General features: G+C 67.0%; 25 protein-coding genes and 1 pseudogene. 11 read left to right on the top strand and 15 right to left on the bottom strand.

Annotated elements, in window-relative coordinates; all coding sequences use genetic code 11:
- Positions 1-13: 13 nt before the first annotated feature.
- The 7 genes from ACPTTC_RS13780 to ACPTTC_RS13750 form a co-directional block, all read right to left on the bottom strand.
- A complete protein-coding gene (locus ACPTTC_RS13780) occupies positions 14-1,222 on the bottom strand; it encodes a chromate transporter (RefSeq protein WP_423392790.1) in 1,209 nt (402 codons plus the stop codon).
- A 185-nt stretch (positions 1,223-1,407) separates the two neighbouring features.
- Positions 1,408-3,747: a bifunctional diguanylate cyclase/phosphodiesterase gene (locus ACPTTC_RS13775; protein ID WP_423392789.1), complete on the bottom strand. Its 2,340-nt coding sequence runs from the start codon at positions 3,745-3,747 to the stop codon at positions 1,408-1,410.
- Between the two features lie 218 nt (positions 3,748-3,965).
- Positions 3,966-4,847 carry a PhzF family phenazine biosynthesis protein gene (locus tag ACPTTC_RS13770; RefSeq protein WP_423392788.1) on the bottom strand — a complete coding sequence of 294 codons (882 nt, stop codon included), beginning with the start codon at positions 4,845-4,847 and terminating at the stop codon, positions 3,966-3,968.
- A gap of 13 nt (positions 4,848-4,860) precedes the next feature.
- The gene (locus ACPTTC_RS13765) at positions 4,861-5,319 is read right to left on the bottom strand and encodes a RidA family protein (protein WP_006478174.1); all 459 of its coding nucleotides are present in this window, start codon (positions 5,317-5,319) and stop codon (positions 4,861-4,863) included.
- Positions 5,320-5,361: 42 nt separating this feature from the next.
- Positions 5,362-6,543 carry a PLP-dependent aminotransferase family protein gene (locus ACPTTC_RS13760; protein WP_423392787.1) on the bottom strand — a complete coding sequence of 394 codons (1,182 nt, stop codon included), beginning with the start codon at positions 6,541-6,543 and terminating at the stop codon, positions 5,362-5,364.
- A gap of 151 nt (positions 6,544-6,694) precedes the next feature.
- A complete protein-coding gene (locus ACPTTC_RS13755; protein ID WP_423392786.1) occupies positions 6,695-7,603 on the bottom strand; it encodes a DMT family transporter in 909 nt (302 codons plus the stop codon).
- A gap of 55 nt (positions 7,604-7,658) precedes the next feature.
- Positions 7,659-8,351 carry a VOC family protein gene (locus tag ACPTTC_RS13750; RefSeq protein WP_423392785.1) on the bottom strand — a complete coding sequence of 231 codons (693 nt, stop codon included), beginning with the start codon at positions 8,349-8,351 and terminating at the stop codon, positions 7,659-7,661.
- 230 nt (positions 8,352-8,581) lie between these two features.
- Here ACPTTC_RS13750 and ACPTTC_RS13745 point away from each other — a divergent pair, with 230 nt between their 5' ends.
- From ACPTTC_RS13745 to ACPTTC_RS13730, 4 genes are all read left to right on the top strand, one after another.
- On the top strand, positions 8,582-10,042 hold the full coding sequence (locus ACPTTC_RS13745; protein ID WP_175951066.1) for a PLP-dependent aminotransferase family protein: 1,461 nt from the start codon (positions 8,582-8,584) through the stop codon (positions 10,040-10,042).
- Between the two features lie 159 nt (positions 10,043-10,201).
- Positions 10,202-12,100: a molecular chaperone HtpG gene (gene htpG / locus ACPTTC_RS13740; protein WP_226198800.1), complete on the top strand. Its 1,899-nt coding sequence runs from the start codon at positions 10,202-10,204 to the stop codon at positions 12,098-12,100.
- 8 nt (positions 12,101-12,108) lie between these two features.
- Positions 12,109-12,705, top strand: coding sequence for a chorismate--pyruvate lyase family protein (locus ACPTTC_RS13735; RefSeq protein ID WP_423393361.1), 597 nt, complete (start codon positions 12,109-12,111; stop codon positions 12,703-12,705).
- Positions 12,705-13,181 (top strand): DNA-deoxyinosine glycosylase, encoded by a 477-nt coding sequence (locus ACPTTC_RS13730; RefSeq protein WP_423392784.1) that lies wholly within the window; start codon positions 12,705-12,707, stop codon positions 13,179-13,181. The genes ACPTTC_RS13735 and ACPTTC_RS13730 overlap by 1 nt, the downstream gene beginning before the upstream one ends.
- 20 nt (positions 13,182-13,201) lie before the next feature.
- On the opposite strand, the gene ACPTTC_RS13725 is transcribed toward ACPTTC_RS13730, so the two are convergent.
- Positions 13,202-13,456: a hypothetical protein gene (locus ACPTTC_RS13725; RefSeq protein WP_423392783.1), complete on the bottom strand. Its 255-nt coding sequence runs from the start codon at positions 13,454-13,456 to the stop codon at positions 13,202-13,204.
- Positions 13,457-13,624: 168 nt separating this feature from the next.
- Complete coding sequence (locus ACPTTC_RS13720) at positions 13,625-14,668, bottom strand: hypothetical protein (RefSeq protein WP_423392782.1); 1,044 nt, start codon at positions 14,666-14,668, stop codon at positions 13,625-13,627.
- A gap of 377 nt (positions 14,669-15,045) precedes the next feature.
- Here ACPTTC_RS13720 and ACPTTC_RS13715 point away from each other — a divergent pair, with 377 nt between their 5' ends.
- The 4 genes from ACPTTC_RS13715 to ACPTTC_RS13700 all read left to right on the top strand — a co-directional run bounded on the left by ACPTTC_RS13715 (position 15,046) and on the right by ACPTTC_RS13700 (position 18,455).
- On the top strand, positions 15,046-15,963 hold the full coding sequence (locus tag ACPTTC_RS13715) for a spermidine synthase (RefSeq protein ID WP_423392781.1): 918 nt from the start codon (positions 15,046-15,048) through the stop codon (positions 15,961-15,963).
- A 198-nt stretch (positions 15,964-16,161) separates the two neighbouring features.
- Positions 16,162-16,404 carry a DUF3311 domain-containing protein gene (locus tag ACPTTC_RS13710; RefSeq protein WP_423392780.1) on the top strand — a complete coding sequence of 81 codons (243 nt, stop codon included), beginning with the start codon at positions 16,162-16,164 and terminating at the stop codon, positions 16,402-16,404.
- Complete coding sequence (gene mctP, locus ACPTTC_RS13705; protein WP_423392779.1) at positions 16,401-17,951, top strand: monocarboxylate uptake permease MctP; 1,551 nt, start codon at positions 16,401-16,403, stop codon at positions 17,949-17,951. The genes ACPTTC_RS13710 and mctP overlap by 4 nt, the downstream gene beginning before the upstream one ends.
- A gap of 186 nt (positions 17,952-18,137) precedes the next feature.
- A complete protein-coding gene (locus tag ACPTTC_RS13700; protein WP_423392778.1) occupies positions 18,138-18,455 on the top strand; it encodes a hypothetical protein in 318 nt (105 codons plus the stop codon).
- A gap of 55 nt (positions 18,456-18,510) precedes the next feature.
- Here ACPTTC_RS13700 and ACPTTC_RS13695 read toward each other — a convergent pair whose 3' ends face one another.
- The 5 genes from ACPTTC_RS13695 to ACPTTC_RS13675 all read right to left on the bottom strand — a co-directional run bounded on the left by ACPTTC_RS13695 (position 18,511) and on the right by ACPTTC_RS13675 (position 23,645).
- On the bottom strand, positions 18,511-18,966 hold the full coding sequence (locus ACPTTC_RS13695) for a VOC family protein (RefSeq protein ID WP_423392777.1): 456 nt from the start codon (positions 18,964-18,966) through the stop codon (positions 18,511-18,513).
- A gap of 244 nt (positions 18,967-19,210) precedes the next feature.
- Positions 19,211-20,164 (bottom strand): transaldolase, encoded by a 954-nt coding sequence (gene tal, locus ACPTTC_RS13690; RefSeq protein ID WP_175951075.1) that lies wholly within the window; start codon positions 20,162-20,164, stop codon positions 19,211-19,213.
- Between the two features lie 168 nt (positions 20,165-20,332).
- Positions 20,333-21,544: a benzoate/H(+) symporter BenE family transporter gene (locus tag ACPTTC_RS13685; protein WP_175951076.1), complete on the bottom strand. Its 1,212-nt coding sequence runs from the start codon at positions 21,542-21,544 to the stop codon at positions 20,333-20,335.
- Between the two features lie 55 nt (positions 21,545-21,599).
- Positions 21,600-22,775: a vWA domain-containing protein gene (locus ACPTTC_RS13680; RefSeq protein ID WP_069257258.1), complete on the bottom strand. Its 1,176-nt coding sequence runs from the start codon at positions 22,773-22,775 to the stop codon at positions 21,600-21,602.
- A gap of 27 nt (positions 22,776-22,802) precedes the next feature.
- Positions 22,803-23,645 (bottom strand): AAA family ATPase, encoded by an 843-nt coding sequence (locus tag ACPTTC_RS13675; protein ID WP_089426034.1) that lies wholly within the window; start codon positions 23,643-23,645, stop codon positions 22,803-22,805.
- Positions 23,646-23,890: 245 nt separating this feature from the next.
- Between ACPTTC_RS13675 and ACPTTC_RS13670 the strand changes: the two genes are divergently transcribed.
- On the top strand, positions 23,891-24,250 hold the full coding sequence (locus ACPTTC_RS13670; RefSeq protein ID WP_175951078.1) for a c-type cytochrome: 360 nt from the start codon (positions 23,891-23,893) through the stop codon (positions 24,248-24,250).
- 39 nt (positions 24,251-24,289) lie between these two features.
- Positions 24,290-24,649 (top strand): c-type cytochrome, encoded by a 360-nt coding sequence (locus ACPTTC_RS13665; protein WP_027786804.1) that lies wholly within the window; start codon positions 24,290-24,292, stop codon positions 24,647-24,649.
- A 99-nt stretch (positions 24,650-24,748) separates the two neighbouring features.
- Here the strand turns inward: ACPTTC_RS13665 and ACPTTC_RS13660 are convergent, their stop codons facing one another.
- The gene (locus ACPTTC_RS13660) at positions 24,749-25,183 is read right to left on the bottom strand and encodes a DUF1841 family protein (protein WP_226198807.1); all 435 of its coding nucleotides are present in this window, start codon (positions 25,181-25,183) and stop codon (positions 24,749-24,751) included.
- Between the two features lie 52 nt (positions 25,184-25,235).
- Here ACPTTC_RS13660 and ACPTTC_RS13655 point away from each other — a divergent pair.
- A pseudogene (locus ACPTTC_RS13655) lies at positions 25,236-25,649 on the top strand (EamA/RhaT family transporter); the annotation flags it as partial.
- Between the last annotated feature and the right edge of the window lie 85 nt (positions 25,650-25,734).

Here is a 25,734-nt window from a genome sequence, read left to right as displayed (position 1 = left end):
TGGCGGTCGCCCGTCAGCGCGCGGCGGCCAGCAGCCACACGCCGCACGCAACCGCGACCGTGCCGTACACGGCATAGACGGGCACCTTGAAGCGCGCAAAGCATAGCGTCGCGAAGGCGCCCGTCAGCCAGTAAACGGGGTCGGCTGGTTCGCGGTACAGGATCCTCACGACGGCGACGACCAGAAAACCCGTCGTCGCGGCACGCAGCAGGCGCATCCCGTGCTCGAAGCGCGAATGGCGCTTGAGCCGGAACAGGTGGTTCTGCGCAAACACGACGAGGCACCCCGACGGAATGAACAGCGCGGCCGTCGCGAGCAGCGCGCCGACCCAGCCGTCGGTCAGGTAGCCGAGAAACGGCACGACGTTCAGCAGCGGTCCCGGCGAGACAGGGGACAGTGCGAACGCAAGCGTGAAGTCGTGATCGGAGATGCCCGTTGCGGGCGTGACGAACAGCGTCTTGAGCACGGGCAGCGCGGAAAAGCCGCCGCCGAACAGCGTCATGCCGGCGCCGGCGAGGCGAGGCCACAGCAGCGTCGCCTGGTAATCGCCGGGTAGCGGCACCGCGAACAGCGTGACGAGCACGCCGAGCAGCACGAGCAGGTTGCGGTCGCGGGTCGACAGCGTGAAATCGACTGCGTCGCGTTGCGGCGGCCCCGTCAGCCAGCCCGCCGCGAATGCGGCGAAGAGAATCCCGACGAAAGCGGCCGCATTATGCGCGAAAGCGAGCAGAATCGTCGACAGCGCGGCGATCAGTTGTTCGCGCCGCGTGCGAGCGAGCGAGCGCAGCTGCTTGGCCCACGTGACGCCGATCAGCGCGGCGAGCACCATCCCGAAGTGATTGATCAGCATCGGCGCGGCCAGCGAGCGCACGAGCGGCGTGCGATAGAAGATCGCGAACAGCGTCATCAGGATGGAGAACGGCAGCACGCTGGCGATGCCGGCGATCCACGCGCCGACGCGGCCGTGCAGGATCTGGCCGACCTGCACCGCGACGTTGCAGCCGACGGGGCCCGGCACCAGCCAGGCAAGCGCGACGAGATCGCCGAATACGTTGGGCTCGATGCGCCGCAGCCGTTCCACGTAGTGGCGTTCGAGCTGCGCCATCATCGACAGCCCGCCCCATGAGACCGCCGAAATGCTGGCGACGACCTTGAACAGGTCCCACAGGGAAGCCTGCGCCTGTTCGACATCAGCGGTCGCTTCGATTTCGACGGTGGTCATGTTGGTGGTGTGGGCGCGGAGCCCGATCTCTCGCGTGTGGCCATGCCGGCGGCCCGCCGACACGTTGGCCCTCCCAATTGTCCGCCGCGCACCGTGACACTGCCATGCGCGAAAACGCTAGTTCATGAACCAGATAATCGGATCGGAAACCGAAACAATGACGGCGCGCCACGGCCGCGGGGCGCTTACGCGCCCGTGCTGCCGGTCGCGCGGTGCGCGATCACGTTCGGCGAGTCGCCGCGCACGCCGAAGCGTGCGATCAGCGCAGGAATCGCGTCGGCCGGCACCGGTCGCGAGAACAGGAAGCCTTGCGCCTCGATCTCGCCGAGCGCGGCCAGCCACGTGATCTGCTCCTCGGTTTCCGTGCCTTCGACGACGACGGTCAGGCCAAGCGAGCGCGCGAGATGCACGATCGACGACACCATCACGCATACGCTGCGGTCGTTCGGGATGGCCTGCACGAACGAGCGGTCGACCTTCAGCGTGTCGACGGAGAAGCGGTGCAGGTACGACAGCGACGAATAGCCGGTGCCGAAATCGTCGAGTGCGATCCGGATACCGAGCTTCTTCAGTGCCACGATCTTCTCGGACACGAGCTCCGGATATTCCATCATCGCGGTTTCGGTGATCTCGATTTCGAGCCGGTTCGCGTCGATGCCGGTTTCCTGCAGCGTGCGCGAGATCGTCTCGATCAGGTCGCCGCGCCAGAACTGCACGGGCGAGATGTTGACCGCGAGCGTCAGCGTGTCGTGGCCTTCGTCGCGCCAGCGCGCGATCTGCTCGCACGCGGTGCGGATCACGAAGTCGCCGATCGGCACGATCAGGCCGGTCGATTCGGCGATCGAAATGAATTCGTTCGCGGAGATGATCCCGTGCTCGGGGTGATCCCAGCGTGCGAGCGCCTCGAAGCCGGTGATGTGGCGGTGCGTGAGGTCGATCTTCGGCTGGTACGCGAGGAACAGCTGCCCCTCGGCGAGCGCGACGCGCAGTTGCTGTTCCCAGCGCATCAGGTGGTCGGCGCGGTGCGACAGGTGCGGCGCATAGAACTGGTAACAGTTCTTGCCGGCGTCCTTCGCGCTGTACATCGCCAGGTCGGCCTTCTTCAGCAGGTCGATCTCGCTTTCGTTCGCGACGGAGTGCAGCGCGATGCCGATGCTCGCATGCAGCACGAACGAGCTGCCGCGCACGTCGAACGGGTCGCCGAACATCCGGATGATCGCTTCCGCGAGCCGCACCGCACGCCGCTCGACGTCGTCGCCCTTCATCACCACGATGAATTCGTCGCCGCCGATGCGCGCGAGCGAGCCTTCGTCGCCGACTGCATCGGACAGGCGCGACGCGGTCATCTGCAGCACGATGTCGCCGGCGTTGTGGCCGAGCGTGTCGTTGACGGTCTTGAAGTTGTCGAGATCGATGAACAGCAGCCCGAGCCGCGACAGGCTCGTCGGCATCGACACGTCGTTGCGCAACCCGCGCAGCGTCGCGTAGCGGTTCGCGAGGCCGGTGAGCAGGTCGTATTCGGCGAGCTGCGTCATTTCGCGCTCACGGCCGAGCAGCTTGCCGATCAGGCCCGTCGCGACGCCGAAGAACGCGAGCATCGCGAGCGTGATGAAGCTCGTCATCAGCAGGTAGACGTTGCGCGTGTGGTAGTAGTCCGCGAATTCCTCGGTTTGCGACAGCCCGACCATCACCGCGAGCGGGTAGCCGTCGAGGTGGCGGTACGACACGATGCGCGTCACGCCGTCGATCGGGTCGATGATCGTGCCCGTCACGCGCTCGGCGATCGGGTAGACGCCCGACGCCGAAAACGCGCCGGGCGCGTTGCTGAGCGAGCCCGTGCGCCGCGCGAGCACGGCGCCCGTGTCGGACACGACCGCGATCACGCCTTCCTTGCCGATCGCCGCGTTGTTGTAGAAGTCGTTCGTGAAATAGCTCGGGTCTTCCGACACGACGACGATGCCCGCGAAGCTGCCGTCCGGGTTGTTCAGGCGCCGCGTCATCTGCAGCGTCCAGTGGCTCGACACGCGGCCGAGCACGGGCTTGCTGATGAACAGGCGGTCGTCGTTGTGCGCGAGGTGGACCTTGAAGTGCTCGCGGTCGGACAGGTTGATCGGCTGCGGGTGAAGCTCGGCCGTGTTCGCGAACAGGATGCCCTTCGCGTTGACGAGCGACACCTGGATCAGCGTGTCGCTCGGCACGACGCCTTTCTCGACGGCGCTGGCGAGGTTGAAGCGGGCCGGTGACTTCTCGAATTCGAACTTGACGAAGCGGGTGATCTGGTCGACCTGGTGGATCGCCTTGACCGTATGCTGTTCGAGCGCGGACGACAGGATCGCCGCGGAAGCCGCGGCTTCCTTGTACGCGCTGTCCTTTTCCACCGACAGACGCGCGATGATCACGGCCCACAGCAGCGCAAGCGCCAGCATCCCGAGCAGCGGGATCGCAAATAGCGCACGCCGGCGCGATCTGCGCGGCGCGCGTAGCGGCCGGGTCGGCGGCGTGTGGTTGGACCGGGCGGAGCTCATCGAAGAGGGTGGCGTCCTGCTCGCGTACGCCATCCGTCCGGATGGCTGGCTATGGTTCGGGTTGTCCCGACGTCTGTTCGTTCGCGGGACACGCAACCATGGACAGACCTCCGAAACAACGGATTAGGCCCGATATTACTGGCTGGAACGTTTTTGCGATAGCCGGGCGAATCGTAGGCGGCGCCGGACGGGCCGGCGCCGTCGCACATCGCGAAATGTCAGACGGGTGACAGGAAGGTGCCGTCGACGACCGTGACGACATGGCCGCCGACCCACGTGGTGCCGTCTTCGTCGTAGCTGACGAAGATGCGGCCGTCGCGGCCGATCGCCGTACCCTGGCGGGCCGTATACGACTGGCCGGGGCGGCGTTCCTGCCGCGTCAGCAGCCCGGCGAGCGCGGCGTTTGCGCTGCCGGTGACGGGATCCTCGCCGAAGCCGAAGTTGCCGCCCGTCATCAGGCAGCGGATTTCGAACGTCGCGGGGCCGCCTTCGGCGTGCGGCGCGTAGAGCGCGACGCCGTCCGTGCCGTAGCGGCGCGTGAGCGCCGCCAGCGCGGCCGGATCGGGCGTCAGGCCGATGCAGGCGTCCGCCGACTTCAGCCGCACGACCAGCCACGGTGCGCCGTTGTCGACCGCGCAAGGCTCGGCATCCAGATCGAGCGCGTCGCTGCGCAACGCGGCAGCCAGCGCCCCGTAGTCCGAACGGTCGAGCGGCGTGACGCGGGCCGGCGGCGCGGCGAACGCCCAGCCGTCGGCCTGCTCGCGCAGCGCGACCCGGCCGACCCCGCACTGCTGGATCAGCCGACCCGGCGTGCGTGGCTGTGCGCCGCTTTCCAGGAAAGCATGCGCGGTGCCCAGCGTCGGGTGGCCGGCGAACGGCAGTTCGCCCTCCGTCGTGAAGATCCGGACGCGGTAGTCGGCTTCCGGATCGGTCGGCGTGCAGACGAACGTCGTTTCCGACAGGTTCGTCCAGCGGGCGATCGCGAGCATGTCGGCGTCGCCGAGCGAATCGGCGTCGAACACCACGGCGAGCGCGTTGCCCTTGAACGGCACCGACGTGAACACGTCGACCTGCTTGAAGCGGACCCGATGACCGGACATCACGGTGCGTCCGTTACGCAACTTCGGCGATCAGTTCGATTTCGACGCACGCGCCGAGCGGGATCTGCGCAACGCCGAATGCCGAGCGCGCGTGCTTGCCTGCGTCGCCGAACACTTCCGCGATCAGTTCCGACGCGCCGTTCGTCACGACGTGCTGTTCGGTGAAGTCGAGCGTCGAGTTGACGAGGCTCATCAGCTTGACGATGCGCGTGACCTTGTTCAGGTCGCCGGTGTGGGCGTGCAGCGTCGCGAGCAGGTCGATCGCGATCGAGCGGGCGGCGGCCTTGCCGTCTTCCGTCTGCAGATCCGCGCCGAGCTTGCCGGCCCAGACCTTGCCGTCCTTCTTCGCGATGTGGCCCGACAGGTAGACCGTGTTGCCGCTTTGTGCGCTCATCACGTAGGCGGCGGCCGGTGCGCCGGCGGTCGGGAGCTCGATGCCGAGCGACTTCAGCTTGTCGTAGACGTTAGCCATGTGTTCGATTCCTCGTAAAGGGTCGTGACAGGAAAAAGGGGATCAGAGGCGCTCGCGCAGCAGCTTGCCGAGGCGCGCGACGCCTTCCTCGATCTTCTCGGGCGGCACCGTCACGAACGACAGGCGCAGCGTGTTCTGCTGCGCGTTGTCCGCGAAGAACGGCGCGCCCGGCACGAACGCGACGTGGTTGTCGACGGCCGTGGCGAGCAGCTTCATGCTGTCGATCTGCCCGGGCAGGTTCACCCAGATGAACATCCCGCCTTCCGGGCGGTTCCACGTGACGCCTTCCGGCATGTGGCGCTCGAGCGCGCCGAGCATCGCGTCGCACTGCGCGCTGTACAGCTCGCGGATCGTCGGGATGTGCTCGTCGAGGAAGCCGTCCTTGATCACTTCGTGCGCGATGCGCTGCGTGAGCGTCGGCGTGTGCAGGTCGGTGGCCTGCTTGGCCTGCACGAGCTTGAAGTGGAGTTCCTCGGGCGCAATGATGTAGCCGATCCGCAGGCCCGGCGCGAGCACCTTCGAGAACGTACCGAGGTGCACGATGTGGTCGGGCGCCATCGACAGCATCGTCGGCAGCGGCTCGCCGCGGTAGTTCAGCGCGCCGTACGGATCGTCTTCCAGCACCGGGAACGGGCTCGACTGCGCGAACGCGGCAAGCGCGCGGCGGCGCTCGACGGGCAGGCGGCGGCCGGTCGGGTTCTGGAAGTTCGGCTGCGCGTACAGCAGGCGCGCGCCTTGCGTGAGTTCGGGCGTGAGGCCGTCCGGCAGCAGGCCCTTTTCGTCGGTCGGCACCTGCACGTAGCGCGGCTCGTACAGCGAGAACGACTGCAGCGCGCCGAGGTAGGTCGGGGTTTCGACGAGGATCGGGCTGCCCGGATCGACGAGCGCCTTGCCGAGCAGGTCGAGCGCCTGCTGTGAGCCGGTCGTGATCAGCACCTGCGACACGCGCACGCTGTAGCGCTCGGCGATCCATTCGCGCAGCGGCAGGTAGCCTTCGGTCGCGCTGTACTGGAGCGCGGCGGCCGGCGCGTCGCGCAGCACGCGATCGGCGGCCGCGCGCATGCGTTCGGCCGGGAACGTGGCAGGGGCGGGCAGGCCGCCGGCGAACGAGATGACCTCGGGGCGTTCCGTGACCTTCAGGATTTCGCGGATGGCAGAGCTCGTCAGCTTGCGTGCGCGTTCGGAAAGCTGCCAGTGCGGCGGATGCAGGTCGCTCGGATTCATAGTCTCCTCGTTCGGATATCGTGGTCAGTCAAGAAAGGTCGTTCGGGCAAATCGCTTCGACGCCGCCGGGTGGGCAGGCACGAGCGCGATCGAGCCTTCGCGGCCGGGTGGGCAAACCGATCAGGCAAAACGTCCATTATGGCGCAGCTGTTCAGCCGGCGCGAGCCGGTTGCGGGGCGGCGGCGACCGCCGAGCGGCGCCCGAGCACCACGGTGGCGATCACCGCGGCGGCGAACAGCCACGTCGACGGCGTCACAGTTTCGCCGAACAGCAGCGCGGAAAAGGCGATCGTGAAGAAAATCTGCAGCAGTTGCACCTGACCGACGCGCGCGATGCCGCCCATCGCTAGCCCCGCATACCACGCGAAAAAGCCGATGAATTGCGAAAAGAGGGTCACGTAGCCGAATGCGAGCCACGTGCGCAGCGCGAGCGGGCCCGGATGCGCGGCATGCTGCATCCACGCGAGCCAGCCGACCGGCAGCACGAGGAACGGCGCGGACACGACGAGCGCCCAGCAGATCACCTGCCAGCCGCCGATCTGGCGCGCGAGGCGCGCGCCTTCCGCATAGCCGAGCGCGCCGATGCCGACCGCGACGAGCATCAGCGCGTCGCCGGCCTGCACGGTGCCGCCGCCGTCGCGCAGCGCGAACGCGATCACGAGCGCGCTGCAGGCCACCGCGCTGACCCAGAACGCCTTCGACGGCCGCTCGTGCGACAGCCAGGCTGCGTACAGCGCGACGAACAGCGGCTGCAGGCCGTTGACCACCGCGCCGTGCGAGGCCGGAACCGTTTTCATCGCCCACGCGGAGAACACCGGGTACGCGATGATCACGCCCGCCGACGTGATCGCGAGGCTTTTCAGCTGCGCGCGGGTCGGCAGCGGCTCGCGGCGCCACCACAGCAGCAGGCCGGCCGGCACCGCGGCGGCGAGCGCGCGGCCGAGCCCGTTGAGCAGCGGATGGAGTTCGGAGACGACGATACGCGTCATCGGCAGCGTCAGGCTGAAGATCATCACGCCGATGAGGCCGAGCAGCATGCCCCGGGTTTCGCGCGAATTCATGTCGTGGGTGTCTCCGTGTTGCAGTGTCGGTGTAGTCGAAGGGGCGGCGGGGCGCTCAGCGCAGCGTGCGCGCGCCTTGCGGCGTGTCGAATTCGGCGACCAGCGCGGGCGGGCCGTCGGCGGCTTCGAGGTCGAGCAGGTGGGCGGCGCCGAGCCAGTCGAGCTGCTCGCGGATCGCGTCCGCATGCGGGTGGGTGCCCTTGAGCGCCGTCAGCGCGACGCCGTCACCCGGCAGCGACTCGGCCGGGTGGCGGGCGCTGTCCCACTGGATCAGCGACGGCAGGAGGCCGTCGCCTACGCCTTGCCACGCGGGGAACGTGCCGTCATCGGGCACCGTGAGGCCCCAGCTCAGGTCGCCGCGCCGCATCGCGACGACCGGCGGGATGCGCGCCGGATACTGGCGCTGCCACAGCGCGAGCTGGCGCGGACGGTCGACGCGCGCGACCCAGTGCGCGAGAAACGGGCCCTGCGCGAGCCGCGCGTGCATGGCCGGGTCGTCGAGCCCGAACAGCCGTGTGCGCGGGGGCGCGGCGCCGTCGTTCGGCGCCGGCGCATCGGGATCGATCGCGATCACTTCGAGGTAGAGCCCGCCCCACGCGCCGAACAGCGCATTGTGGGTCCGCATCAACGGGTGGCGGCCGCCGCCGGCCGGTTCGATACCGAGCGCGTCGGCGACATGGCGTACGCCTTCGTCGAGCGTGCGCGCGGCGATCACGAGATGGTCGAGTGTCAGGGAGCGGGCTGGCATGAACGTCGGTCAGGAAGCGAAAGTGTCATGGTGGGCAGGCGACGCGCGGGGCGGTGGCCGGACCGGCCGGCGTACCGGCCGCAATGCAGGCCGGTGGGCGCGGTGCCAGGTGCGGCGGGGCCGAAACGGTGGCCGCACCGTCGCCATTCCGGTCAACTGTAATCGTCGCTACCGGCACAGTAACGGTACAATCGGTGCGATAGCCTTCGGTACAGTTGGAGCTGCCGCCCATGTCCACCGTCCCACTCGCCCAGATTCCCGTGCCGCACGACACCGCCACGCTCACGCTCGTCGACCAGCTTGTCCAGTGGGCGCGGCGGCGCATCGACGAACGCGTGTTCCGGCCCGGCATGCGGATGCCGTCGATCCGCAAGCTCGCGCTCGACAAAAGCGTGTCGCGCTTCACCGTCGTCGAGGCGTACGAGCGCCTCGTCGCGCAGGGCTACCTCGACTCGCGGCGCGGCTCGGGCTTCTACGTGCGCGAGCGCACGGCCGCCGGCCCGCAGCTGGCCGACAGCGTCGCGCGCGTGGCCGAGGCCGCGCCGGTGCACAACACGATCGACGTCGTCTGGCTGCTGCGCAACATGCTGCATACCGTCAGCCCGGAAAAGGGGCCGGGTCTCGGCTATTTGCCGGGCCGCTGGCTCGACGGCGAGCTGATCACCGGCGCGCTGCGCGCGCTGGGGCGCCAGTCCGGCGCGCAGATGCTCGGTTTCGGCACCGCGCAGGGCTTCCTGCCGCTGCGTCAGCAACTGCAGACGCGCCTCGCCGAAGTGGAGATCGGCGCGAAGCCCGAACAGATCGTGCTGGTGTCGGGGATCACGCAGGCGATCGACCTGATCTCGCGGATCTATGTGAAGCCCGGCGATGCGGTGATCGTCGGCGATCCTGCGTGGTTCCAGATGTTCGGCCGCTTCGCGGCGCAGGGCGCGCAGCTCGTCGGGATGCCGTACACGCCGGACGGCCCCGATCTCGACGCGCTCGAGACGCTCGTGCAGATGTGGCGGCCGAAGATGCTCGTGATCAACTCGGTGCTGCAGAACCCGACCGGCACGTCGCTGTCGGCCGCGCAGGCGTTCCGGATCCTGAAGCTCGCGGAGGCGTACGACTTCCTCGTCGTCGAGGACGACGTGTACGGCGACCTGTGCCCGCCGAGCTATCCGGCCACGCGCCTCGCGAGTCTCGACCAGCTCAAGCGCGTGATCTACCTCGGCAGCTATTCGAAGACGCTCGCGGCGAACCTGCGGGTCGGCTACGTCGCGTGCGCGCCGGAGATCGCGAAGGCGATCACCGACCAGAAGATGCTGGTCGGGATGACGACGCCGGAGCTCAACGAGCGCGTGCTGTACAAGATCCTGACCGAAGGGCATTACCGGCGCCATGTCGAGCGGCTGCGCGCGAGGCTCGACGGCGTGCGCGACAAGACCGCGCGGATGCTGGAGCGCACCGGGCTGGGGCTCTTCACGATGCCGGCGGCCGGGATGTTCCTGTGGGCCGACACGGGGGTCGATTCGGACGCACTCGCGGCCGCCGCGCACGAAGCGGGGTTCCTGCTGACGCCCGGCAGCCTGTTTTCGCCGCAGCAGTCGTCGTCGACGTGGACGCGCTTCAACGTCGCGAACTGCGGCGATCCGGCGTTGCCGGGGTTTCTCGCGCGCTATATCGACTCGGCCGTGCGGCGCGCGTCGTGACGCGGCGCCGCACGCCGGCCCTTGAAATCGCACGCGCCACCCCCAGATAGGCGCGCGAACCGCCGGCGCCGGGCGGTCGCCCGTTCGCGGGCCTCGCGGCATCGCGCGCCGGCCGCCTGCGCCACACCATCCAAGTTCAAGTAAGAGGAAACAGCATCCATGGCACATGAAACGATGAGCTTTCAGGCAGAGGTCAAGCAACTCCTCCACCTGATGATCCATTCGCTCTACAGCAACAAGGAAATCTTCCTGCGCGAACTGGTGTCGAACGCGTCCGACGCGGCCGACAAGCTGCGTTTCGAGGGGCTCGCGGACAACGCGCTGTACGAGAACGATCCGAACCTGCGCATCCGCATCGGCTACGACAAGGCCGCGCGCACGATCACGATCGACGACAACGGCATCGGCATGAGCCGCGACGAGGCGATCGCGAACCTCGGCACGATCGCGCGTTCGGGCACCAAGGAATTCTTCACGAAGCTGTCCGGCGACCAGCAGAAGGATGCGGCGCTGATCGGCCAGTTCGGCGTCGGCTTCTACTCGGGCTTCATCGTCGCCGACAAGATCACCGTCGAGACGCGCCGCGCGGGCCTGCCGGCGAGCGAAGCCGTGCGCTGGGAAAGCGCGGGCGAGGGCGATTTCACGATCGACGCGATCGAGCGCGCGCAGCGCGGCACGACGATCACGCTGCACCTGCGCGAAGGCGAGGACGAACTGCTGTCGTCGCATCGCCTGAAGTCGATCATCCAGAAGTATTCCGACCACATCGCGCTGCCGATCCTGATGCAGAAGGAAGAATGGGATCAGGAAAAGGGCGAGATGGTCCTGAAGGACGAGGACGAGACCGTCAACCAGGCGAGCGCGCTGTGGACGCGTTCGAAGGGCGACGTCACCGACGAGCAGTACACGCAGTTCTACCAGCACATCGCGCACGATCACCAGGATCCGCTCACGTGGACGCATAACCGCGTCGAGGGCCGCAGCGAGTACACGCAGTTGCTGTTCGTGCCGTCGCATGCGCCGTTCGACCTGTGGAACCGCGACTATCGCGGCGGCCTGAAGCTGTACGTGAAGCGCGTGTTCATCATGGACGACGCCGAGCAACTGCTGCCGCAATACCTGCGCTTCGTGAAGGGCGTCGTCGATTCGGCCGACCTGCCGCTGAACGTGTCGCGCGAGATCCTGCAGGAAAGCCGCGACGTGAAGGCGATCCGCGAAGGCGTGACGAAGCGCGCGCTGTCGATGCTCGAAGAGCTCGCGAACGCGGAAGAGGATGCCGGCAAGGAAAAGTACAAGACGTTCTGGGGCGCATTCGGCCAGGTGCTGAAGGAAGGCCTCGGCGAGGATCACGCGAACCGCGAGCGCATCGCGAAGCTGCTGCGCTTCGCGTCCACGCACGGCGATACCGATGCGCAGGACGTGTCGCTTGCCGATTACGTGTCGCGCATGAAGCCCGAGCAGAGCAAGATCTACTACGTGACGGCCGATACGTGGCAAGCGGCGAAGAACAGCCCGCATCTCGAAGTGTTCCGCAAGAAGGGTGTCGAGGTGCTGCTGCTGACCGATCGCGTCGACGAATGGATGCTGTCGTTCCTGCATGAATTCGACGGCAAGCCGCTCGCGAGCGTCGCGCGCGGCGACCTCGATCTCGGCGAGCTGAACGACGAAGAGAAGAAGGCGCAGGAACAGGCCGGCGAGGCGATCAAGCCCGTCGTCGAGAAGATGAAGGAAGCGCTCGGCGACAAGGTGAAGGAAGTGCGCGTCACGTTCCGCCTGACCGATTCGCCGTCGTGCCTCGTTGCCGACGACAACGACATGAGCGGCTACCTGCAGCGGATGCTGAAGGCGGCCGGCCAGAACGCGCCGGCGATGCAGCCGATCCTCGAGATCAATCCGGAGCACGCGCTCGTGAAGCAGTTGAACGCCGACAGCGCCGATTTCGGCGACTGGTGCCATCTGCTGTTCGATCAGGCGCTGCTGGCCGAAGGCGGCATGCTCGACGATCCGGCGAGCTTCGTGAAGCGGACCAACGCGCTGCTGCTGTCGCGCGCCGCGTGAAGACGCGCCTGCGATTCGACGGCGGTCAGGCCGGCTGGCGCGAGACGCCGCGGCCTGGCTGCACGCTCGACCAGCGCGACTGGCTGACGCGCGGCGGATCGCTGACCGCGCACCTCGCGCGGCTCGGCCGCGTGAACGTGCGCGTGACGCGCGAGGCCGTCGACTGTCCGTGGTTCGACGAGCCGGACGCGGTCGCCAGTGCACCGCGCGCGCCGATGTGGGTGCGCGAGGTGATCCTCTCGGTCGACGGCTCGCCGTTCGTCGCCGCGCACAGCATCGCGCCGCTTTCCGCCAGCAAGGGGGTGTGGCAGGCCATGCGGCGACTGCGCACGCGGCCGCTCGCGGAGCTGCTGTACAGCGATCCGCAGGTCGAGCGTTCGGCGCTCGTCAGCCGGCGCGTGATCGCCGGCCATCCGCTGTATGCGCTGGCGACCCATGCGCTTGGCGGTGCGGGAGCGCCGCATGCGTTCGTCGCGCGGCGCTCGGTGTTCCAGCGTCACGGCAAGCCGTTGATGGTCACCGAGTGCATGCTGCCGGCGCTGTGGCGCCATCTCGATGCGCACGGCGACGGGCCGCGCTCGGGCGGGCCGGGCGGAGGCGCGTAATGTTGCGGGGCTTCCCGCCGGTCGTCACGGCGAATACGCACACGATGATCCTCGGCAGCTTTCCGGGCGAGGCGTCGCTGGATGCCGCGCAGTACTACGCGCATCCGCGCAACCAGTTCTGGCGGCTGCTCGGCACGGTGCTCGGCGAGCACGGGCTGCACGAGCTCGCGTACGACGCGCGGCTCGAACGCGTGCTGTCGCACGGGATCGGCATCTGGGACGTACTGGCCGCGTGCCATCGCGAGGGCAGCCTCGATTCGGCGATCCGCCACGCGAAGCCGAATGATTTCGATGCGTTGAAAGCCCATGCGCCGCTGCTGAAGAAGGTCTGCTTCAACGGCAAGACGGCGGGGCGGTTTGCGGAGGTGATCGGCGCGGCGGGGTACGACACGCTCGTGCTGCCTTCGTCGAGCCCGGCGAACGCGATGCTGACGTTTGAGCAGAAGCTGGTGCAGTGGCGCGGGATTCGCGCCTGACGCATTGACGGATCCGTCGCTCATTCGTCCTTGCCCCAGCGCCACTTCGGCTTGTCGCCTTTCAGCCAGCACACGACCGTGAGCGCAGCCACCAGCGCCACGATGCATGCCGCGAACGCCAGCGGTGACCGGGCGGGCGAGACGTGCGTCGCAACCGCGACGATCCCGAGCACAAAGAGCAGCAGGACGACCCAGCCTTGCCACGCGACCGGCAACCCCCATCCCCAGCCGTAGCGTTTCGCCGGGAACCAGATCTTCTTGTTGGTCGACTCCATGGAACCTCCTCGACGCCGCGCGGACACCTGATCGCATTGTGCGCCGATTCCGTTCCAGGCATGGCGCGCCGGCGGCTACCTCCAGGTCCCTTCATGCGAAGGGTGACGAATCGCCCGGCACCGTTCGCATCGACACGCACGCGCCCGCGCCCGGAACACGACGCTGCGTCAGAACGTGATCGCAGCCTTCACGGACTGGATCGCTGCGCTGTTCAGCAGGATGTAGAAGTTCTGCGGCGTCGCGCTGCCGGCGGACGTGATCGCGAGCGTCGTGCCGTCGCGGATCACGGTCCCGACGTCGATCTGCCCGTTGTTCTGATAGAAGACCCGATATTCGGTCGTCGGCGCATCGAGTGCCGTATTGGCGACCCACGCACGGACGCCCGCAAGCGTGACGATCTGGCCGTCGCCCAGGTTGTAGGTCTTGTTGTCCGCCGTGCTCGTGTACGGAAAGAACGTTTCCAGCGTCGATGCCGACGTGCTGCACGGCGTCGGCGTCGTGCCGGAGGTCTGCGGTGCGGCGCAGTCGCCGGTCAGCACCGTGTCGCCGACCACTTGGCGTGTGACCTTCATATAGGCGGCGCCCGATTGCCACGTTGCCTGCTTGTTGTACAGCGACGTGCCGTTGATCGTGTTCGTGATGACGCCGAGTGCGCTGTCGTCGAACAGTTCGGCCGGCGAGCTGGCGATCGTTCCGGACAGCGGCACGACCGCGTAGTTCGTGCCGAGAACCGTCATCGCGGCGGTGTGACCATCGGCGGCAAGATCCGTCAGTTGGACGTTCGAGCCGCTGTAGCTGACCTGTTCCTGCGTGCTCGTGACGACTGCACCGTTGACGACATAACGCTGGTCGGCCAGCGTCGGCACGGGCAGTGACGCGGCGACCGATGACAGGCCTTTCGTCAATAGCTGCGGTCCGCCGGACGGACTTTGCGCGAGGCTTTGATCTTCCGTATAGAAATAGCTGCCCTGACCGATGCTCACCGATCCGCTGCTCGACGTGGAGATCGACAACTGCGCGTGCAGGTAGTGCAGCCCGCCGTTGGTGGTCAGCGCGAAACTTTCATAGTTCTGCTGGGCGGCGCTAAGGTTGCTGGCGGGCGCGCTCGACGTGCCGCTGTCGCCGCCACCACCACCGCAGGCGGCGAGCAGCAAGGTGCCGGTCAATGCGGCCGCGTAGCCGGCGTGTGCCAGAAGTGCTTTCTGTGTCATGGGGTCTCTCGTTTTTGTTTGTAATCCGTAAGATTCAAAGCATCGCGACGCGTGGCCGACGTCGGAGCATAGCGTGTAGAGGGCACCGTGACGAGCGACAGGCGAGCTGTTTGATGCGACCGCCGGCGCGCATGGATTACGGAATATTTCGGGAGCAGCGCAGGCGTGTCCGTGCGTTGGCGCGACAAACGTTGCGTGCGAGAGAGTCGGCCAGGTGGCGAGGCCCTGCTCTCGCATCAGCGAGCGATGCGATTCCGATGAAGTGGCCCGACAGCCATGGCGTCGAAGTGGCGAAGGCGTGTCGGTTCGGCGGCGGGATCGTCGCCAATGCTATCCTCTCGTCCGCTAAAACCAGCTTCACCCAGCGAGATTCACACATGACCCGACTGATCAAGCGCGCGTCCGCCGAGGCGCGCGCGTCCAAGCGCAGCAAGCCGTCCGCGTACAACGGCTCCGAGAAACTCCAGCCGCCGCGCGTGAAGCGCCGCCCGGACATCGACGAACACGACGATGTGCCCGTGCTCGAAGCGCCGCGCAAGCCGCGCTTCGCGCCCGTCACGTTCTCCGAAGAGGGCGGCGTGCGCTTCCTGCACTTCGGCACCGAGTGGGTGCAGGGCGCGATGCGGATCTCGAAGCCGCTGCATATCGAGCTCGAGTACGCACAGCAGATGATGGCGTGGCTGCTGTTCCTCGAAACGCCCGGGCGGATTGTTCAGCTCGGGCTCGGCACCGGCGCGCTGACCAAGTTCTCGCATCGCTTCCTGCCGCACGCGAAGGTCGAGGCCGTCGAGCTGAACCCGGCCGTGATCGTCGCCGCGCGCACGATGTTCGCGCTGCCGCCCGACGATGCACGTCTCGCCGTGCACGAAGCCGACGCTTGGGATTTCGTCAACGATGCGGCCAACCGCGGCACGACGGGCGCGATCCAGATCGACCTGTACGACGCGACCGCGCGCGGCCCCGTGCTCGACAGCGTCGCGTTCTACCGCGCGGTGCGCGGTTGTCTCGCCGACGCGGGCATCGCGACGATCAACCTGTTCGGCGATCATCCGAGCTTCGTGCGCAACATGAAGCACCTGAACGCGGCGTTCGATCATCGCGTGATCGCGCTGCCGGAAGTGCATGACGGCAACCGGATCGCGATCGCGTTCTCGGGCCCCGCGCTCGACGTGTCGTTCGCGCAGCTCGACGAACGGGCGAAGCTGATCGAGGACACGCTGAAGCTGCCCGCACGCAAGTGGGTGAAAGCTTTGAAAGAAACGACCGGCGCACGCGACACCTCGTTCGCGATCTGACGCTTCATGCACCGGCGGCATGCCGGTGCAACCACGCGACAAGGGGCGGATCACCTCGGGTTCGCCCCCGCTTGACCGTGTGCTGGCGGCTCCTATACTGGCGCGAAGCCAGGGGAGCCGCAGCCTACCCGTTTTGCGCTCCTCTCGGCGCCGTACCCGCTCAACAAGATCGATAACCGGGATAGAAGAGGAGACGTCATGGCTCACGATGCCGACGCCAACCGGGCCGCCAAGCGCTGGCTCTGGCTGCTGGTGCTGCCGCTGATTGCGATGGTCTGGGTACCGTCGTACAGCAAGATCGAACCGCAATGGTTGGGTTTTCCGTTTTTCTACTGGTACCAGCTGCTTTGGGTCTTCATTAGCGCGGTGATCACCGCGTTCGTGTACTTCAAGACCAAGAACGCGTGGAAGGCGAGCGGCCCGCAGGGAGGTACGCGATGAATCTCGGTGCAACCTTCGTCTTCGTCCTGCTGTTCATCGGCGTCACGATCATCGGTTTCCTGGCCGCGAACTGGCGCCGCGGCGATCTCGCCCATCTCGACGAATGGGGCCTCGGCGGCCGCCGCTTCGGCACGATCGTCACGTGGTTCCTGCTCGGCGGCGACCTTTACACGGCCTATACGTTCGTCGCGGTGCCCGCGCTCGTATTCGGCGCCGGCGCGATGGGCTTCTTCGCGCTGCCGTACACGATCCTGATCTATCCGTTCGCGTTCGTCGTGTTCCCGAAGCTGTGGAGCATCGCGAAGCGGCATGGCTACGTGACGGCCGCCGACTTCGTCAACGCGCGCTACGGCAGCCGGATGCTCGCGCTCGCGATCGCGGTGACGGGCATTCTCGCGACGATGCCGTATATCGCGCTGCAACTCGTCGGCATCGAAGTGGTGATCGGCGCGCTCGGCTTCGATACGACCGGTTTCGTCGGCGACCTGCCGCTGATCATCGCGTTCGCGATCCTCGCCGCGTACACGTACACGTCGGGCCTGCGCGCGCCCGCGATGATCGCGATCGTCAAGGACGTCCTGATCTACATCACGATCGCCGCGGCGGTCATCGTGATCCCGGCGAAGCTCGGTGGCTTCGGGCACATCTTCGCGAGCGTGCCGCCCGCGAAGCTGCTGCTGAAGGCGCCCGACGCGACGAGCCTGAACGGCTACAGTGCGTACGCGACGCTCGCGATCGGCTCGGCGCTTGCGCTGTTCCTGTATCCGCACTCGGTGACGGCGATCCTGTCGTCGTCGTCCGGCAACTCGATCCGCCGCAACATGGCGATGCTGCCGGCGTATTCGTTCGTGCTCGGACTGCTCGCGCTGCTCGGCTACATGGCGCTTGCTTCCGGCGTGAAGGACATGCCGCAGTACGCGCCGTACTTCAAGGCGTTCGGCCCGAACTTCGCGGTGCCCGCGTTGTTCCTCCAGTATTTCCCGTCGTGGTTCGTCGGCGTCGCGTTCGCGGCGATCGGCATCGGCGCGCTGGTGCCGGCAGCCATCATGTCGATCGCGGCCGCGAACCTGTACACGCGCAACATTCACCGCGAGTTCGTGAACCGCAACATGTCGCACGAGCAGGAAACGCACGTCGCGAAGCTCGTGTCACTGATCGTGAAGGTCGGCGCCGTCGCGTTCATTCTCGGGCTACCGCTGACCTATGCGATCCAGTTGCAGCTGCTCGGCGGGATCTGGATCATCCAGACGCTGCCCGCGATCGTGCTCGGCCTGTACACGCGCGTGCTCGACCATCGCGGCCTGCTGGCCGGCTGGGCGGCCGGCATCGTATGCGGCACGTGGATGGCGATCTCGCTGAAGCTGGCCGGATCGATCTTCACGATCCACCTGTTCGGTCTCGCGATTCCCGGCTATGCAGCCGTGTGGTCGCTGATCGTGAACCTGGTGGTGGCCGTAGCGGTGAGCGTGCTGGTGCGCGTGATGGGCATGGCGCATGCGGAGGATCGCACGCGGCCGGAGGACTATCTCGACGTCGTCGAGGGCTGATTCCCCGGTCTTTTGTCGCAGTTTCGACACGACGCCCGCGATGCAAATCGCGGGCGTTTTGCATGGTGCGCCGCGAACGCCGCGTGTGGCCGTGTGCTCGTTTCGCGGCCGACGATGCGTCCGGCGCGTCAAAGGATGGCGCCGCATCGCACATCGTGATCGGCAATCGCAAGCAAGTATGACGAAGTGTGGGCGGCGGTCGCGCAGTTCCATGCGGCCCACAAGCTCGCGGCGCGCGTCAGCGATCGCGACGCGGGGCTCATTGCTGCCGCGTATGCCGATTATCCGAATACGGGCAACTTCCTGGATTGTTCCGAACTGAAGCAGACGTCGAACGTGACGCACACGCTGAAGGTCGTCACGCGCATCGACGAAGCGAAGCAGGGCGTGACCGTGTCGATCGACGTCGCGGGCATGGCCGGCGTGGTGGCGGCCGGCAAGCAGAAGGGCGCGCGCGTCGCGTGCCGCTCGAGCGACACGCTCGAGCAGGCGCTGCGCAAGTAACGGTCCCGCCCGGATCGCCGCGGCTGCGCGGCGGTCCGGGCGGCTGACGCGTGCGTTACTGGCCCGCGCGTTGCGCGAGGTCCTCGCGCTGCGACAGGTCCTCGACGTTGACCATCCAGTGCACGCCGAAACGATCCTTCGCCATCCCGAAGCCGAGCGCCCAGAACGTCTTGCCGAACGGCATCGTCACTTCGCCGCCGTCGGCGAGCGCATTGAACAGCTTCTGGCCTTCCTCGACCGTCGCCGGGTTCAGCGACAGCGAATAGCCGGCATGCGTGCCGCCGCCGGGCTGGCTGCAGTCGCCGTCCGAGCACATGATCATCGAGTCGCCGATCGTGAAGCTCGCGTGCATCACCTTGTCGGCCATCTCCGGCTTCATCGGGTAGTCGGGATTCGGCGGCGCGTCCTTGAAGTGCATCTTGCACATCGTCTTCGCACCGACTGCCTTTTCGTAGAACTGAAGGGCTTCGTCGGCGCGACCGTAGAACGTCAGGTACGGTTGGACTTGCATCGTTGTCTCCTGTAGTGGGGGAGCCGGCCTGCGCATCCGCGCGGGTTCGGCGTCGTGCGAGACTGACTGGGAAAGGGGGCCTCGGGAGGCGGCCGACGCACCCGTGACGTGGATTGTAGTGCGCGTGCTTGACGATGGAATGAAAAATAAAAACGGCCGCGAACATGACGTTCGCGGCCGTATGCGGCGTGCGTGCTGACGGCTGTTGCCAGTGTTGCTGACAGCCGCTGACGCGTGTCGCGGCTCAGCGCAGCGAGTCGATCAGCTTCTCGAGCTTCACCGCATCGGCGGCGAATACGCGGATGCCTTCGGCGAGCTTCTCGGTCGCCATCGCATCGTCGTTCAGCTGGAAGCGGAACGCGGCCTCGTCGATCGCGACGCGTGCGGCGGGCTTGTCCTGCAGCGCTTCCGGCGACAGCTTGCGCGTGACGGTCTCGTTGCTGTCCTGCAACTTCTGCAGCAAATCGGGACTGATCGTCAGCAGGTCGCAGCCGGCGAGTTCGGTGATCTGGCTGGTCGTGCGAAAGCTCGCGCCCATCACTTCGGTCTTGTAGCCGAACGTCTTGTAGTACGTGTAGATGCGGCGTACCGACTGCACGCCCGGATCGTTCGCACCACCGTCCTTCTCTTCATTCCACTCCGCGCCGGCCTGTTTCTTGTACCAGTCGTAGATGCGGCCGACGAACGGCGAGATCAGCTGCGCGCCGGCTTCCGCGCACGCGGCGGCCTGCACGAGCGAGAAAAGCAGGGTCATGTTGCACTTGATCCCTTCCTTCTGCAGCACTTCGGCCGCGCGGATGCCTTCCCACGTCGACGCGAGCTTGATCAGGATGCGCTCGCGGCCGATGCCGGCTGCTTCGTACAGCTTGATGAGCTCGCGGCCCTTGTCGATCGAGCGCTGCGTGTCGAACGACAGGCGCGCGTCGACCTCGGTCGACACGCGGCCCGGGATCAGCTTCAGGATCTCGGTGCCGAATGCGATCAGCAGGCGGTCGATGATGAAATCGGTGCTTTCGTTGCGATGATCGCGGACGGTTTTCTCGAGGATCGGCTTGTACGCATCCTTCTGGACGGCCTTCAGGATCAGCGACGGGTTCGTGGTCGCGTCGCGCGGCTGGTATTGCGCAAGCTGCTGGAAATCGCCCGTGTCGGCGACGACGGTCGTGTACTGCTTCAGCTGGTCGAGTGCGGTAGTCATGGCGATTCGGAAGAAGGGCGCAACGCGCCGGGTTCTCACGGGCCGCGCGAACGCGGCGGCGAAGCGAGGCGGCGCCGGGCACCGCCTCCGATCCGCTATTCTAGGCCCGATTCGTGTCGGGCATGTTCTGGCGTGTCCGATGGCCGCAGCGGCGGGCGCCGTGCCGCGTCACGCGGGGCGGCGCGCGTTCAGGATCACCTGCGTGACGATCCCCGCGACGAGCCCCCAGAATGCCGAGCCGATCGACAGCAGCGTGAGGCCCGACGCGGTGACCATGAACGTGACGAGCGCGGCTTCGCGCTGCTTGACGTCCTGCATCGCGTTCGCGAGGCCGCTCATGATCGAGCCGAACAGCGCGAGCGCGGCGACCGATACGACGAGCGCCTTCGGCAGCGCCGCGAACAGCGCGGCGATCGTCGCGCCGAAGATCCCCGCGATCAGGTAGAACGTGCCGCACCACACGGCGGCCGTGTAGCGCTTCGCGCGATCCTCGTGCGCTTCCGGGCCCGTGCAGATCGCGGCCGTGATCGCCGCGAGGTTGACGCCGTGCGAGCCGAACGGCGCGAGCAGCAGCGACGCGAGGCCGGTGGTCGCGATCAGCGGTGACGACGGGGTCTGATAGCCGTCCGCGCGCAGCACCGCGATGCCCGGCACGTTCTGCGACGCCATCGCGACGACGAACAGCGGAATGCCGATGCTGACGATCGACGCGATCGAGAACGCGGGCATCGTGAACACGGGTTTCGCGAACGCGACGTGAAAACCGCTGAAGTCGAGCAGGCCGAGCCCGCCGGCGACCGCCGTGCCGACGATCAGCGTCGTCGGAATCGCATAGCGCGGCGCGATCCGCTTGACGATCAGGTACGTGAAGAACATCGCGAGCACGAGCGCCGTCTGGAACTGCGCGGCGCGGAAGATCTCGATGCCGATCTCGAACAGGATGCCCGCGAGCAGCGCCGCGGCGATGCCGGCCGGAATCTTGCGCATCAGCGTGTCGAACAGCCCGCTCACGCCGACGGCCGTCAGCAGCACCGCGCAGACGACGAATGCACCGATCGCCTCGGGATAGGGCACGCCCGGCAGCGATGCGATCAGCAGCGCGGCGCCGGGCGTCGACCACGCGACGACGACGGGCGCGCGAAAGCGCAGCGACAGGCCGATCGTCGTCAGCGCCATGCCGATCGACAGCGCCCAGATCCACGACGAGATCTGCGCATCGGTGAGGTGGGCGGCGCGGCCGGCCTGGAACATCAGCACGAGCGAGCTCGTGTAGCCCGTCATCATCGCGACGAAGCCGGCGACGAGCGCCGAGACGGAAGTATCGGCGAAAAAGCGGCGGCCGCCGGCGCGGCTGGCGCTCGCGGTGGGCGAGGGGTTCATGCTATCTCCGGGGGAGGCCGCTCGGACGCGGCCTGCGAGTCTTGGGGGGCTGCGGTTACTTGCTGAGTGCGCGCATCGCGGTTTCGAGGCCCGCGAGCGTGAGCGGATACATGCGATGGCCGAGCAGGTCGCGGATCACCGCGACCGACTGCCGGTATTCCCATAGCCGCTCGGGCTCCGGGTTCAGCCACGCATGGTGGGGGAACTGGTCGGCGAGGCGACGCAGCCACACGGCGCCGGCTTCCGGGTTGTTGTACTCGACCGAGCCGCCGGGCTGCAGCACTTCGTACGGGCTCATCGTTGCATCGCCGACGAAGATCAGCTTGTAGTCGGGCGTGAACTTGTGCAGCACGTCCCACGTCGCGGTGCGTTCCGAGTGGCGGCGGCGGTTGTTCTTCCACAGGTGGTCGTACACGCAGTTGTGGAAGTAGTAGAACTCGAGGTGCTTGAATTCGGCCTTCGCGGCCGAGAACAGCTCTTCGGTGCGCTTGATGTGATCGTCCATCGAGCCGCCGACGTCGAGCAGCATCAGCACTTTCACGTTGTTGTGGCGCTCGGGCACCATCCGCAGATCGAGCCAGCCCGCGTTCGCGGCGGTGCTGCGGATCGTGCCGGGCAGGTCGAGCTCCTCGGCGGCGCCTTCACGCGCGAAGCGGCGCAGCCGCCGCAGTGCAACCTTGATGTTGCGCGTGCCGATCTCGACGGAATCGTCGTAGTCGCGATACGCACGTGCTTCCCACACCTTCACCGCGGTGCGGTTGCCGTTCGACGGGCCGCCGATGCGTACGCCTTCCGGGTTGTAGCCGCCGTGCCCGAACGGCGACGTGCCGCCGGTGCCGATCCACTTGTTGCCGCCTTCGTGGCGCTCCTTCTGCTCGTCGAGCAGTTCCTTCAAGCGCTCCATCAGCTTGTCGAGCCCGCCCATCGCCTCGATCTGCGCCTTTTCCTCCGGCGACAGCTCGCGCTCGAGGCGCTTCTCGAGCCAGTCGAGCGGAATGTCGAATGCTTCGGACGGCAGGGCGGACACGCCGTGGAAATACGCGCCGAACGCCTGGTCGAACTTGTCGAAGTACTGCTCGTCCTTGACGAGCGTCATCCGCGCGAGGAAGTAGAACGCGTCGATCGACGGCGAGATCAGCCCGGCCTTCAGCGATTCGAGCAGCGTCAGGTATTCCTTCACCGAGACGGGCAGCTTGGCTGCGCGCAGCGCGTAGAAGAAATTGAGCAGCATGGCCGGGCCTTCGCGGGTGAGAGAGGATTACCGGTTGTGCCGGTTCATGTAGACGAGCCGTTCGAGCAGGCTCAGGTCCTGCTCGTTCTTCAGCAGCGCGCCCGCGAGCGGCGGCACGATCTGCTTCGCGTCCACGCCGCGCAACTGGTCGGCCGGGATGTTCTCGGCGAGCAGCAGCTTCAGCCAGTCGAGCAGCTCGGAGGTCGACGGCTTCTTCTTCAGGCCCGACACGCCGCGCAATTCGAAGAAACTCTCAAGGGCCGCGCGCAGCAGCTCCTCGCGGATGTCCGGGAAATGGACCGCGACGATCTTCTGCATCGTCGCCGGATCGGGAAACTGGATGTAGTGGAAGAAGCAGCGCCGCAGGAATGCGTCGGGCAGCTCTTTTTCGTTGTTCGACGTGATGATGACGAGCGGGCGATGCTTCGCGCGGACCGTTTCCCGGGTTTCGTACACGTGGAATTCCATCCGGTCGAGCTCGCGCAGCAGGTCGTTCGGGAATTCGATGTCGGCCTTGTCGATCTCGTCGATCAGCAGCACGCTCGGGTGCTCGGCATCGAATGCCTGCCACAGCACGCCCTTGACGATGTAGTTCGAGATGTCCTTCACGCGCGCGTCGCCGAGCTGCGAATCGCGCAGCCGCGACACGGCGTCGTATTCGTACAGGCCCTGCTGCGCCTTCGTGGTCGACTTGATGTGCCACTGCAGCAGCGGCATGTCGAGCGCGGCGGCCACTTCCTCGGCGAGCATGGTCTTGCCGGTGCCGGGCTCGCCCTTGATCAGCAGCGGGCGCTGCAGCGTCAGCGCGGCATTGACCGCGAGCTTCAGATCGTCGGTGGCGACGTAGTGCGAGGACCCTTCGAAACGCATGGCGGCGCTCTTCTCAATCGGGGAAAAAACCCAGTATAAGTCAGAAGGGCTGTCCGGTTGGGCCGTGCCCGCGTATCGTGGCGGGACTGCGGCGGGGCGAACCGGGGCGCCTTATGGACGCGTTCCCCGCCGACGCGGTACAATCTGGCCGTTTTTTTTGGCCTGCGTGGCGATCCGATAAGCAAAACGGCGCGGGCCGTTGCCGCTTCGGCGCCAGTTTCCCCTCAAGCTAGGTTACAAGAGCTATGAACAAATTCGTCGGCAAACACGTCGTTGTCGCAGCGCTCGTGGCGCTCGCGGGCAGCGCGCAGGCGGCCGGTGTGGTCGGCAACCCGAAGGACGGGGCGAGCAAGGTCGCCATGTGCATCGGTTGCCACGGCATCCAGGACTACCGCGCGGCGTACCCGGAGGTCTACCGGGTGCCTGTCCTCGGCGGCCAGAACCAGCAATACCTCGAGAACGCGCTGAAGGCTTACCGCAAGAAGGATCGTCACTTCCCGTCGATGAATGCGATTGCCGGTTCGCTGACGGACCAGGACATCGCGGATCTGGCGGCGTACTACGCCGCCCAGAAGGCCGACTCGAAGGACAACCCCTACAAGTAAGCGCGCGCCGCCGATCTCTCCGGCGGGACAGGAGCATTCATGAACAACGCATTCAAGACGGCGGCGGTTGCACTGGCGGCCGGCCTCGCGATCGGTACCGCGCACGCGGCGGACATCACGAAGGGCAAGGAACTGGTCGAATCGCACAACTGCGCCGCCTGCCACGGCGCGCAGATGAACAAGCCGATCAACGCCGAATATCCGCGCCTCGCCGGCCAGCATGCCGACTACCTCGTGTGGGCGATGCGCCAGTACCAGATGGGCCTGACGAATCCGCTGCTCGGTCGCAACAACGCGATCATGCAGGCACAGGTGCAGAGCCTGTCGGTCAGCGACATGAAGGACATCGCGGCCTACATCGAGTCGCTGAAAGAAACCGATCTGGTGTTCAAGAAGTAAGCGCGACAGGCCCGACGGGCCCGTGCAGCAAAAATACCCTGCCGAGGCGGGGTATTTTTTTGTCCGCGCTCCGGCGCCCGTGGGCTGGAGCCGCGGCGCTCAGTCGCGCGACGCGCGGCGCAGGATGCGCTGCAGGTACGCGTCGGTATCGGGCGGCGTGCCGGTGCGCTGGGCTTCCCAGATCGTCTCGCCGAGACATTCCATGATCACGTGCTGCGCGTCGTGGGTCGAGTCGAGCTTGGCCGCGAGCTTGTCGTGCGCGGCACGGATGCCGGGTGGCTGGTCGATCGACAACTGCTCGCTGATCGCGAGATGCATCGACAGGTGCAGGAACGGGTTCGTGCGGCCTTCCTCGGGCGTGTACTCGCGCGCGGTGGCGCCATCGGCGTCGGCGAGTGCGTCGTGGTATTCGGGGTGCTCGACGATCCAGTCGGCTGCCATCGCTTCCAGCGGCGTCAGGATCTCGCCCGCGCGCTGCTTGCGCCAGGTCTCGGTGAAAAAGCGACGCACTTCGTCGCGACTTGGATTGAACATGGTGGGGAAACGTCGTGATTCGGACGGCGTGATGCCGCGTCGCGCATTGTACGCCGGGTCGGCGGACGGCGCTGGCCGTGGGCGGGAGCAGATCGCGCTCGCGCTGGCCGCCGCGGTGATCTATTCGCTGTACGTCGTCGGCGGCACGAAGGCGACGCGCGGCGTCGATCGGCTCGCGACCACTGCGATCATCTGCCTGTCGGCGACCGCGACGCTCGTGGCGATCGCCGTCGTGCGGACCACCGCGTCCGGCGCGCCGCCGCGCTGGCCCGCGACGGCCGGCGGCTGGGCGGCGATGCTCGCGATCGCGCTCGTGTCGACGGTCGCGCTTGCGGCGCTGCCGTTCGGTGAAGCGCTGTCGCCGCTGCAGTGGGCGGGCGGCGTCGCGATTCCGGCAGCCGTGCTGGCGTTGGTGCGTGCGGGCGGTGCGGCGGCAGACGATGCGACGGTGACGTCCAACGCGTAGTTTGAAAGGGGACGCGGGGGCGATGGCGCGGGTGGCGACGCGTTGTCGCGGCTGCGGCTTGCCGGCCGAACAACGACCGACGCGG

Source organism: Burkholderia mycopellens (assembly GCF_964265025.1).
Taxonomy (GTDB): Bacteria; Pseudomonadota; Gammaproteobacteria; order Burkholderiales; family Burkholderiaceae; genus Burkholderia.
This window is presented reverse-complemented; position numbering and strand designations above follow the sequence as displayed.

What these genes read in the sequence shown, in the direction of transcription:
- ACPTTC_RS13675 (WP_089426034.1), bottom strand. Translation starts at nt 23,645, where the DNA reads ATGCGTTTCGAAGGGTCCTCGCACTACGTCGCCACCGACGATCTGAAG.
- ACPTTC_RS13685 (WP_175951076.1), bottom strand. Translation starts at nt 21,544, where the DNA reads ATGAACCCCTCGCCCACCGCGAGCGCCAGCCGCGCCGGCGGCCGCCGC.
- ACPTTC_RS13670 (WP_175951078.1), top strand. Translation starts at nt 23,891, where the DNA reads ATGAACAAATTCGTCGGCAAACACGTCGTTGTCGCAGCGCTCGTGGCG.
- ACPTTC_RS13750 (WP_423392785.1), bottom strand. Translation starts at nt 8,351, where the DNA reads ATGCCAGCCCGCTCCCTGACACTCGACCATCTCGTGATCGCCGCGCGC.
- ACPTTC_RS13660 (WP_226198807.1), bottom strand. Translation starts at nt 25,183, where the DNA reads ATGTTCAATCCAAGTCGCGACGAAGTGCGTCGCTTTTTCACCGAGACC.
- ACPTTC_RS13695 (WP_423392777.1), bottom strand. Translation starts at nt 18,966, where the DNA reads ATGCAAGTCCAACCGTACCTGACGTTCTACGGTCGCGCCGACGAAGCC.
- ACPTTC_RS13755 (WP_423392786.1), bottom strand. Translation starts at nt 7,603, where the DNA reads ATGAATTCGCGCGAAACCCGGGGCATGCTGCTCGGCCTCATCGGCGTG.
- ACPTTC_RS13760 (WP_423392787.1), bottom strand. Translation starts at nt 6,543, where the DNA reads ATGAATCCGAGCGACCTGCATCCGCCGCACTGGCAGCTTTCCGAACGC.
- ACPTTC_RS13725 (WP_423392783.1), bottom strand. Translation starts at nt 13,456, where the DNA reads ATGGAGTCGACCAACAAGAAGATCTGGTTCCCGGCGAAACGCTACGGC.
- ACPTTC_RS13770 (WP_423392788.1), bottom strand. Translation starts at nt 4,847, where the DNA reads ATGTCCGGTCATCGGGTCCGCTTCAAGCAGGTCGACGTGTTCACGTCG.
- ACPTTC_RS13775 (WP_423392789.1), bottom strand. Translation starts at nt 3,747, where the DNA reads ATGAGCTCCGCCCGGTCCAACCACACGCCGCCGACCCGGCCGCTACGC.
- ACPTTC_RS13715 (WP_423392781.1), top strand. Translation starts at nt 15,046, where the DNA reads ATGACCCGACTGATCAAGCGCGCGTCCGCCGAGGCGCGCGCGTCCAAG.
- ACPTTC_RS13710 (WP_423392780.1), top strand. Translation starts at nt 16,162, where the DNA reads ATGGCTCACGATGCCGACGCCAACCGGGCCGCCAAGCGCTGGCTCTGG.
- ACPTTC_RS13680 (WP_069257258.1), bottom strand. Translation starts at nt 22,775, where the DNA reads ATGCTGCTCAATTTCTTCTACGCGCTGCGCGCAGCCAAGCTGCCCGTC.
- mctP (WP_423392779.1), top strand. Translation starts at nt 16,401, where the DNA reads ATGAATCTCGGTGCAACCTTCGTCTTCGTCCTGCTGTTCATCGGCGTC.
- ACPTTC_RS13745 (WP_175951066.1), top strand. Translation starts at nt 8,582, where the DNA reads ATGTCCACCGTCCCACTCGCCCAGATTCCCGTGCCGCACGACACCGCC.
- ACPTTC_RS13730 (WP_423392784.1), top strand. Translation starts at nt 12,705, where the DNA reads ATGTTGCGGGGCTTCCCGCCGGTCGTCACGGCGAATACGCACACGATG.
- ACPTTC_RS13665 (WP_027786804.1), top strand. Translation starts at nt 24,290, where the DNA reads ATGAACAACGCATTCAAGACGGCGGCGGTTGCACTGGCGGCCGGCCTC.
- tal (WP_175951075.1), bottom strand. Translation starts at nt 20,164, where the DNA reads ATGACTACCGCACTCGACCAGCTGAAGCAGTACACGACCGTCGTCGCC.
- ACPTTC_RS13720 (WP_423392782.1), bottom strand. Translation starts at nt 14,668, where the DNA reads ATGACACAGAAAGCACTTCTGGCACACGCCGGCTACGCGGCCGCATTG.
- ACPTTC_RS13780 (WP_423392790.1), bottom strand. Translation starts at nt 1,222, where the DNA reads ATGACCACCGTCGAAATCGAAGCGACCGCTGATGTCGAACAGGCGCAG.
- ACPTTC_RS13765 (WP_006478174.1), bottom strand. Translation starts at nt 5,319, where the DNA reads ATGGCTAACGTCTACGACAAGCTGAAGTCGCTCGGCATCGAGCTCCCG.
- htpG (WP_226198800.1), top strand. Translation starts at nt 10,202, where the DNA reads ATGGCACATGAAACGATGAGCTTTCAGGCAGAGGTCAAGCAACTCCTC.